The sequence below is a fragment of the Nocardia sp. NRRL WC-3656 genome (assembly GCF_000720265.1).
Lineage (GTDB): Bacteria > Actinomycetota > Actinomycetes > Mycobacteriales > Mycobacteriaceae > Nocardia > Nocardia nova.
The window spans coordinates 13,267-20,596 of the sequence record NZ_JOJF01000031.1 but is presented as its reverse complement, the minus strand read 5'-3'; the positions used below and the strand labels follow the sequence as shown (position 1 = coordinate 20,596).

Below are 7,330 nucleotides of genomic sequence, written 5' to 3'. Positions count from 1 at the left end.
CCGCGACCGGACTTCGACCGGGATGGAGTGCTCGATGAAACCGCAGTACCTGTATCGGTGGGTCAACAATCACGGGGTGATCCTCCTGTTCAAGAAGGTGCAGCTCCGTCGCGGTGATCTATTCGCGCAATTGATCGGCAGCGCGGAGGGGATAGAAAACCCGTACGCCCTGATCGAGAAGATGCGCGGAAAGGGCGGATTGATCCGGGCCTATCCGGTGTGGATCACCTTCGATCACGATATGACCCGAGAAATACTGCGCGACAAGCGTTTCGGTGCAGGCGTACCGACGGTGTTCGCGCCGCGCCTCGTACGGCGCGTCCTGCACCCCCGGCCCGTCCCGCCCAACCCGGTGGATCCTCCGTCGATGCTGGTGATCGACCAGCCCGAACACACGCGGATGCGCAAACCGGTGACCGCGGCCTTCACACCGCGTGCCATCGCCCGGCTGCGCGAGAGAATCGAGACCGTTACAGAGGAACTGCTTGCAGTGCTCCCCGACGACGGGCCCGCCGATCTGGTGGCGCAGTACGCCGCACGGGTGCCCATCGCCATCATCTCCGAAATACTCGGCTTCCCGGATGCCGACCGCGAGATGTTCCTGCGCTGGGGCGACGACATCAGTCCGTTGCTCGACCTGGGGATCTCCTGGCACACACATCAGCGGGCGATGGAATCCTCGGAGCGAGTGCACCACTATCTCGTGGAGCACATCGACCGCCTCCGCGCCGAACCCGGCGACGATATCCTCAGCAACCTTGTCACCGGAAGCGATCTGTCCACCCATGAACTGTGCGCCTCGGCGACGCTGCTGATGGCTGCGGGTTTCGAAACAACGGTCAACTTGATCGGCAAGGGCATCACCTGGCTGCTGCGTCACCCCGATCAGTTGTGTCGATTGCGCGCCGAACCGGAGCTGTGGCCCAACGCGGTCGAGGAAATCCTGCGGATCGATCCGCCGGTGCAAACCACCGCCCGCACCACCCGTACAACGCTGGAGATCGGCGGTATCCGACTTCGTGCGGGTTCGACCGTGGTGCTCTCATTGGCCGGCGCGAACCGCGACCCCGCTGTGTTCACCGAGCCGGCCCGTTTCGACATCACCAGGAACAATGCCGGCAACCACCTGTCATTCAGTAGCGGTATCCATGTGTGCCTGGGCGCCGGTCTGGCACGGATGGAAGCGGCGCATGCCCTGCGAGCCCTTTTCGAGACTTTCCCGGACCTGCGATCGACCGACGCGCCCACCCGTCGCCCGCTCTTCACGCTGCACGGATACGAACACCTTCCCGTGCACACCGGTCCACGCCTCCGCAGCCACCAGCCTGTCGGCTGATGGCTGCGGTCTCGTCGCGATGCAATTCCTATGGAGGATGACGCAAGGCGGGTGAGACGACCTCTCCAGCTTTCGCCACCGCGAGGTAGTCTCACCCGAAACGATGAGGGGGCGGTGCTGTGAGAGATCCGCAGGCAAACCCGGAGTCGTTTGCGCCACATGGTGCGACGGCCATCGCCGCAGCCGTCACAGCGCTGATAGTAGGCCTGCTCACCGGCATCGCCGGAATCTTGTGGGTTCTCTACACGATCGCCGGAATCGAGGATCAGGCCCGCGAAGCGCCGACCGAGATCAGCCGATCCTCGGACCTGGTGGTCATGGGCATCGTCGCCGCTGTCATCGGACTGGCCTGGGTTGTCGGAGGATTCCTGCTGCTGATGTACATGCAGACGGGCCGAGTTCTGTTGATCCTCGCGTCGGGGGCGGCGCTGGTCGGGTGCGTGGTGCAACTTGTCAACAGAGGCTTCGCCTTCTTGTACATGCCGATCGCTGTGAGCCTGCTGATCCTCATCCTGTGCGCGCTTCCGGCAACCGGTCGCTGGATCGTGTCCGAACAACTGGAGCCGAATCCCGATGCGGGACATGACGCGTGATCGGTCGAACGGGCGGGGTCAGCCTGGACGAAGCGACTTCTGTTCGCGCTCGCCGCGCAGCCAGTGGGTCAATGCCTCATAGACTGCCTCGTGGTTGAGTAGCGTGAAATGATGCGCGCCGGGTAGGTGCAGGCCGTTGTCGTCGTCGAAACCTATGCGGCGGGCGCGATTCCGGCCCGAACCGCTCGTGGTCAGCACGAAACCGTCCCCGATCAAGCGGCCCAGGGGATTTCGCGGGCTGCGGGTTATGGTCGCGGTGACGAAGTAGTGATCGGCGCCCTCGAGGAGTGGGATCTCGCGGATCGCTTTGCGGCGCAACGCGTCCGCGTCCACACCGTCCCAGTCCTGGTCGACGAGTGAACCATCGCGCAGATCGCGGATGCCCGCACTGCGGCGGCGTAGGAGCCGTCCGAAGGGGCGGGTCTCCGGGACGCGGACCAGTGCTGCGGAGAGGTAATGGACGATCTGCTCGAGCGGTGCTCCCAGATGAGGTGACCCGAGGCAGACCAGCTGGCGCACGTGCCGTACCCAGGAACGTCGCTCCTCGGCGGCGTCGAAACACGCGCTGCGGGCGATGAGCCCGCCCATCGAATGGCCGACCAGCGACAACTGTTCGATCTCGACCGGCCAGTGCTCGGCCAGGCGCTGTAACAGGTCGTTCAGTTGCTGGGCGTTCTCGGAAATGTGCAGACCGCTGTTGTATCGCACCTGAAGGGATGTGCAGCCGAGATCGGCCTCGAGTCGTTCGGCGTAGGTCGGTCTGCCGCCGAGACGCCACGCGTGTTCGGTTTCCGCCAAACCGTGCAGGAAGATCACGACTCGACTGCTCGGGTTCGTGACGTGCTCCACGAGCCGTTCCGGCGCCACCGGGTCGCCGTCGGACCGAAATGCCATGGGCGCGGCCAGAATCGGCCGCTGCTGGGCGAGAGTGTCGCCGATCAACCCCTGCAGGGCCGCGAGCAAGCCGGAGCCGAAAACCGTGCGCGACGGGGTGGGCACCTCGGAGAACGTCGCGGCATGTCCGGCCAGCGTGCCCGCCGCCACCGCGGAACCGCTGACGATCCGGTACACGTTGTCGGCGATGGTGTCGTGTACCACCTGCGCCGGACGTGCGGCCGGGCCGACCCCCAGCCGCACGGCAGCGAAAACGTGATCGGCGACGGCGCGATGTACCGCGGCGATCCCATCGACGGCACCGCCTAGTTCATCGCCGGTCAATCGGGCGAGCGCCTCGATCTCCTCCTGCCGATCGCTCACCCATTCAGTGTATGACTGTCCACTGAAAATGGTCAGCTGCCATGATTGCTACCGCCCCGCGTGCACGGCCGGACGGCGGTCCGCCCACGGCATGGCGCGCTCGAGATCCCCGGCCAGCGCCAGCAACGTGGCCTCGTCGCCGTGGCGGCCGGCGAACTGGATGCCGATCGGCAACCCCGCCGCGGATTGGGCCAGCGGCAGCGAGATGGCGGGCATACCGGTGACGTTGAACAGCGCGGTGAAGCTGCCGTAGTCGAAGATGCGGTCGTACCACTCGCGGGCGCTCAGCGAGGCGTCGTCGGCGTCGAGGTGCCCCAGCGGGATCGGCGGCGCGCTGGTCGTGGGCGTCAGCAGCGCGTCGTAGCGGGTGAGGAAACCCGCGACCGCGCGGGTGGTCTGATTGAACACCCGGTCGGCGGCGTAGATGTCGAAGGCGGACAGCGTCTTTCCGTATTCGACGCACGCCAGCGTGGTCGCCTCCAGGTGCTCCCGGCTCGCCTGCACGCCCAGCAGCGCCGAGGCACCCAGGACGGCGTCGGCGAGGAAACTGCACCACGCGTCGAGGTTGGCCTGGTCGAAGGCCGCCACATCGAGTTCGGGCGCGGCCTCCTCGACGATGTGCCCCATCTCGGCCAACCGCTCGGCCACGTGGTTCACCGCGGCCACGCATTCCGGGTCGACGGCGCGGCCGGCGTCCATCGGGGTCGCGGTGACGGCGATTCGTAGTGGGCGCGAACCGGCGGCGGCGTGCTCGGCGTAGCTGCGAACCGGGCCGGGCAGCAGGTAGCGGTCGCCGGGCTCGGCGCCGTGCACCGCGTCGAGCAGCCGCGCGCTGTCGCGCACGGTGCGGGTGACGGCGAATTCGATGCCGAGCCCCAGCAGCGGGTCGGCGAAGTCCGGGCCGGGTGTGGTCCGCCCAGGGCTCGGCTTGAGGCCGACCACACCGCACGCGGCGGCGGGGATGCGGATCGAGCCGCCGCCATCGTTGGCGTGCGCCATCGGCAGCGCGCCCCCGGCGACCAGTGCCGCCGAGGCGCCGCTGGAACCGCCGGGGCTGCGGTCGGTGGCCCAGGGGTTGCGGCTGGGTCCGCCGTAGGCGAGGGCTTCGGTGGTGGCATTGAACCCGAACTCCGGGCTGCGAGTGATCGCGCCGATCGCCAGGCCCGCGCGGCGGAACCGCGCCACCAGATGGGTGTCCTCCGGGTGGGCGACACCCGCACCGAACAGCCTGCTGCCGCTGCGGCTCGGCACCCCGCCCGCGTGCGCGATGAGGTCCTTGAGCGCGAACGGCACACCGGCGAACGGACCGGACTCGTCGTAGTCGAGCGGTTTGTCGAAGCGCTCGCCCGCCACGGCGGCCAGTTCGGGCTCGACCGCGTCCAGGGCGGTCGCGGCGGCCGTCCAGACCTCGGCCGCGCTGACCTGACCGTCGCGGATCAGCTCCGCCAGACCGGTGGCGTCGTGTGCGGCGTATTCGGCGACATCCATGCGATTTTCTCCTCGTGCTTCGCGGGCAGGATGGGCGAAGGGTAGGAGCGAACATCACGGCGCGTATCGGCAGAATTGCGGAGGCGCAATCGCGGACAAGTCGCTAGCCGCGCACCTACCATGACCGCATGAGCGAGTCGGCGGTGCGTGCGCGTCTCGCCGCCGCGCTCGAACTCCGGGACGCGGCGGCCGGATCACCCGAGGGCGAACCCCTCAAACAGCAGGCGGGCCGTCTGCTGTTCGCGCTGCGCCGAGTGGTGCCCTACGACCATGCCGCGCTGTCGATCCCGGACCCGATGACCGGCGAGCACACCACTTACACCAACTTCGGCTACAGCACCCCGACGCTGGACCTGATCAACGACGCCATGCCGGCCATGGAGCTGTACGACGAACTGCGCGAGACCAGGCTCCCGGTACTGCTGCACGACGTGGACGGGCGGCGACGGCGCGGCGTCGTCTTCGACGTCATCCGGCGCAACGGCTTTCGCGACGGGCTCAGCCACTGCCTGTACTCGCCGCACGGCCGCTACCTCGGCTTGCTGAACCTGAGTACCTACACACCGCTCGACGAGCACACCCTGCCGCTGACCACCCTGGTCTCCGACGCGCTCGCCGCCGCCGTCGATCCGCTGCGCCCGACGAACGGCGGCGCCATCGCGATCGGCGCAGGCGAGGAGGCCCTGCTCATCGATCGCGACGGCATCCCACGCCCGTTGACCGCGGGCGCCCGCACGGACCTGGCCGCGGCCCTGATCGGTCGTGACCGGCCTGCGGCGGTGACGGTGATCCACGGCGCGCAAGTGCACGAGGTCCGCCTGGACGCGGTGCGCGGTGGCACCCTCGTCCGGCACCGCCCCGTGCCGCCGCCCGCGGGACTGACGTTGCGGGAACTCGAAGTGCTGGAACTGCTTTCGCGCGGTGCGGCCAACACCGAGATAGCCCGCACCCTGCGGATCGGCGCATCGACGGTCGCCACCCACGTGGAGGCGATCCTGCGCCGCACAGGATCGTCCAACCGGACCGCCGCGGCCGTCTACGCGACAGGCCTCGGGCTGCGCCGTTCCGCGTGACCATTAGCAGGCAATTTGCCTCCGGCCTATTCCATGACCCCCACTTCGAGCCTGCTAGCTTGCAGGAATGTGGTAGTCGTGCGAACCTGTTCATCCGTGGGGATCGGACAGCGGATTCGCTGGCAGCCACCGGAAGCAGAGCCGGAATCGAACAAGTCTGCGCCGGAGACGGACGCGCCTGTGACATGGCAGGACGTGATCGTCGCCCTCGACCGCCTCGCGCCTGAAATCGCGGCGACCTGCCGCGCGCGGCAGGTCCCGTCCCTCGAGCGATCACTGCTGACCGGACGAGGGTGGCTCCTCGACTTCTATCCCGGTGCGCGCCTGCAGTTGCGGATCGATTGGACCGGCGGCTGGGCATTCATGCACCGCCCCGTCCCTCAACCCGGCGCATACCGGGCCCTGCCCGGGCATGGAGCGAAGAGGATCTCCAAGAACGACGCTCGTCTCCATTGGGAGAGCCGAGTCGCCAGAGATCCCGCCGCCCGTTCGGAATTCACAGAAGCTGCTCTTCGTGAGAGCTTCCGGAACCAGATCGCGCGCCTGTCGCCGGCGCGAACGCACTGAGTAGCTCGCCGGCGAGTCATCCCGCCGCGGATGGAAGCTGTGAAGCCGGTCGGTGCACGCCTCCATGAGGACCTGGCTGCGAGTGTCGACGTCGGTTCACCGCCGGCTGGACCATGGTCTCTTCATCGCAGTTCTTCGAAGGTTCGCGCGAACGCCAGTGCCCCGTGCCCATCGGCGACTTGGCGGTCGATCAGATTCTTGACGGGCGCGACCATGTCGAGGGCGACGCCGGCATCGCGGCTGGCGCGCACGATCGCGTCCAGCGCCGCCTTCTGGAAGGCCAGATGTTGCCGATCGGTGGTGTAATCCCCGGATTCGATGATCCGTCCGTACTCGGGCAGCGATTGCGACATGGCACTGGCCCATGCGGCGGCCCGATCGGAGAACGCCGCGACCGACTGCCCGGCCGAGGCGACCATGGCCGCACCATGCAGGAATCCGGTGAACATCGTGTACATCCCGGCCAGCAGGGCGAAGTCGTACAGCGAGGCGAGACCGGCGTCCGCGCCGAAATACTCTGCGGTGCCGAGCAATTCGAGAGCTTCGCGATTCGCGTCGAATACCGCGCGGGATCCGCTGTAGAGAACCGAGGAGCCCGGCCCGCCGATCATCTGCGGGACCGCCATGATGCCGCCGTCGAGATGGTCGATGTCGTGAGCGGCGGCCCAGCGGGCCAGCTCCCGAGCCTCCTCCGGTGCGGTACTGGTGAGATTGATCAGCTGCCGCCCCCGTAGCTGTCCGGCAACCGGTTCCAGCGTGGCATGGACGGAGGCGTGGTCGAGCAGCACGGTCACGATGACATCGCTCGCCCGCACCGCGTCGATGATCGAGGATGCGCGGGTGGCGCCGGAGGCGATCAGGTCGGCATCCTTGCCCGCGGTCCGGTTCCACACCGTTGTCGGGTGGCCGCCTCGCACGAACGCCGCGGCCAGTGCGCGGCCCATCGCGCCGAGCCCGAGAACCGTCACTGTCGTCTGTTCCGCCATTGCGGATCAACTCCTTGGAAACTGGGAAAC

7 protein-coding genes are annotated in these 7,330 nt (G+C 67.7%); 4 read left to right on the top strand and 3 right to left on the bottom strand.

Annotated features, from left to right (window positions below; genetic code table 11):
* Positions 1-34 precede the first annotated feature (34 nt).
* Both IG65_RS0128755 and IG65_RS0128750 read left to right on the top strand, forming a co-directional pair.
* On the top strand, positions 35-1,336 hold the full coding sequence (locus IG65_RS0128755) for a cytochrome P450 (protein ID WP_030518080.1): 1,302 nt from the start codon (positions 35-37) through the stop codon (positions 1,334-1,336).
* A 119-nt stretch (positions 1,337-1,455) separates the two neighbouring features.
* Complete coding sequence (locus IG65_RS0128750) at positions 1,456-1,929, top strand: hypothetical protein (RefSeq protein ID WP_156055828.1); 474 nt, start codon at positions 1,456-1,458, stop codon at positions 1,927-1,929.
* Between the two features lie 18 nt (positions 1,930-1,947).
* Here IG65_RS0128750 and IG65_RS0128745 read toward each other — a convergent pair whose 3' ends face one another.
* On the bottom strand, positions 1,948-3,186 hold the full coding sequence (locus tag IG65_RS0128745; protein ID WP_030518078.1) for a triacylglycerol lipase: 1,239 nt from the start codon (positions 3,184-3,186) through the stop codon (positions 1,948-1,950).
* 48 nt (positions 3,187-3,234) lie between these two features.
* A complete protein-coding gene (locus tag IG65_RS0128740) occupies positions 3,235-4,674 on the bottom strand; it encodes an amidase (protein ID WP_030518077.1) in 1,440 nt (479 codons plus the stop codon).
* A gap of 128 nt (positions 4,675-4,802) precedes the next feature.
* Between IG65_RS0128740 and IG65_RS0128735 the strand changes: the two genes are divergently transcribed.
* Together IG65_RS0128735 and IG65_RS0128730 are read left to right on the top strand one after the other, a co-directional pair.
* Entirely contained in the window at positions 4,803-5,747 is a 945-nt protein-coding gene (locus IG65_RS0128735) for a LuxR C-terminal-related transcriptional regulator (protein ID WP_030518076.1), read from the top strand.
* Between the two features lie 96 nt (positions 5,748-5,843).
* Complete coding sequence (locus tag IG65_RS0128730) at positions 5,844-6,314, top strand: hypothetical protein (RefSeq protein WP_156055827.1); 471 nt, start codon at positions 5,844-5,846, stop codon at positions 6,312-6,314.
* Between the two features lie 122 nt (positions 6,315-6,436).
* Here the strand turns inward: IG65_RS0128730 and IG65_RS0128725 are convergent, their stop codons facing one another.
* Positions 6,437-7,300 carry an NAD(P)-dependent oxidoreductase gene (locus tag IG65_RS0128725; RefSeq protein WP_030518074.1) on the bottom strand — a complete coding sequence of 288 codons (864 nt, stop codon included), beginning with the start codon at positions 7,298-7,300 and terminating at the stop codon, positions 6,437-6,439.
* Positions 7,301-7,330: the final 30 nt, after the last annotated feature.

Bases quoted from the DNA above. Each gene is read 5' to 3' on its own strand.
- IG65_RS0128755 (WP_030518080.1), top strand. From the start codon at position 35: ATGAAACCGCAGTACCTGTATCGGTGGGTCAACAATCACGGGGTGATC.
- IG65_RS0128740 (WP_030518077.1), bottom strand. From the start codon at position 4,674: ATGGATGTCGCCGAATACGCCGCACACGACGCCACCGGTCTGGCGGAG.
- IG65_RS0128735 (WP_030518076.1), top strand. From the start codon at position 4,803: ATGAGCGAGTCGGCGGTGCGTGCGCGTCTCGCCGCCGCGCTCGAACTC.
- IG65_RS0128725 (WP_030518074.1), bottom strand. From the start codon at position 7,300: ATGGCGGAACAGACGACAGTGACGGTTCTCGGGCTCGGCGCGATGGGC.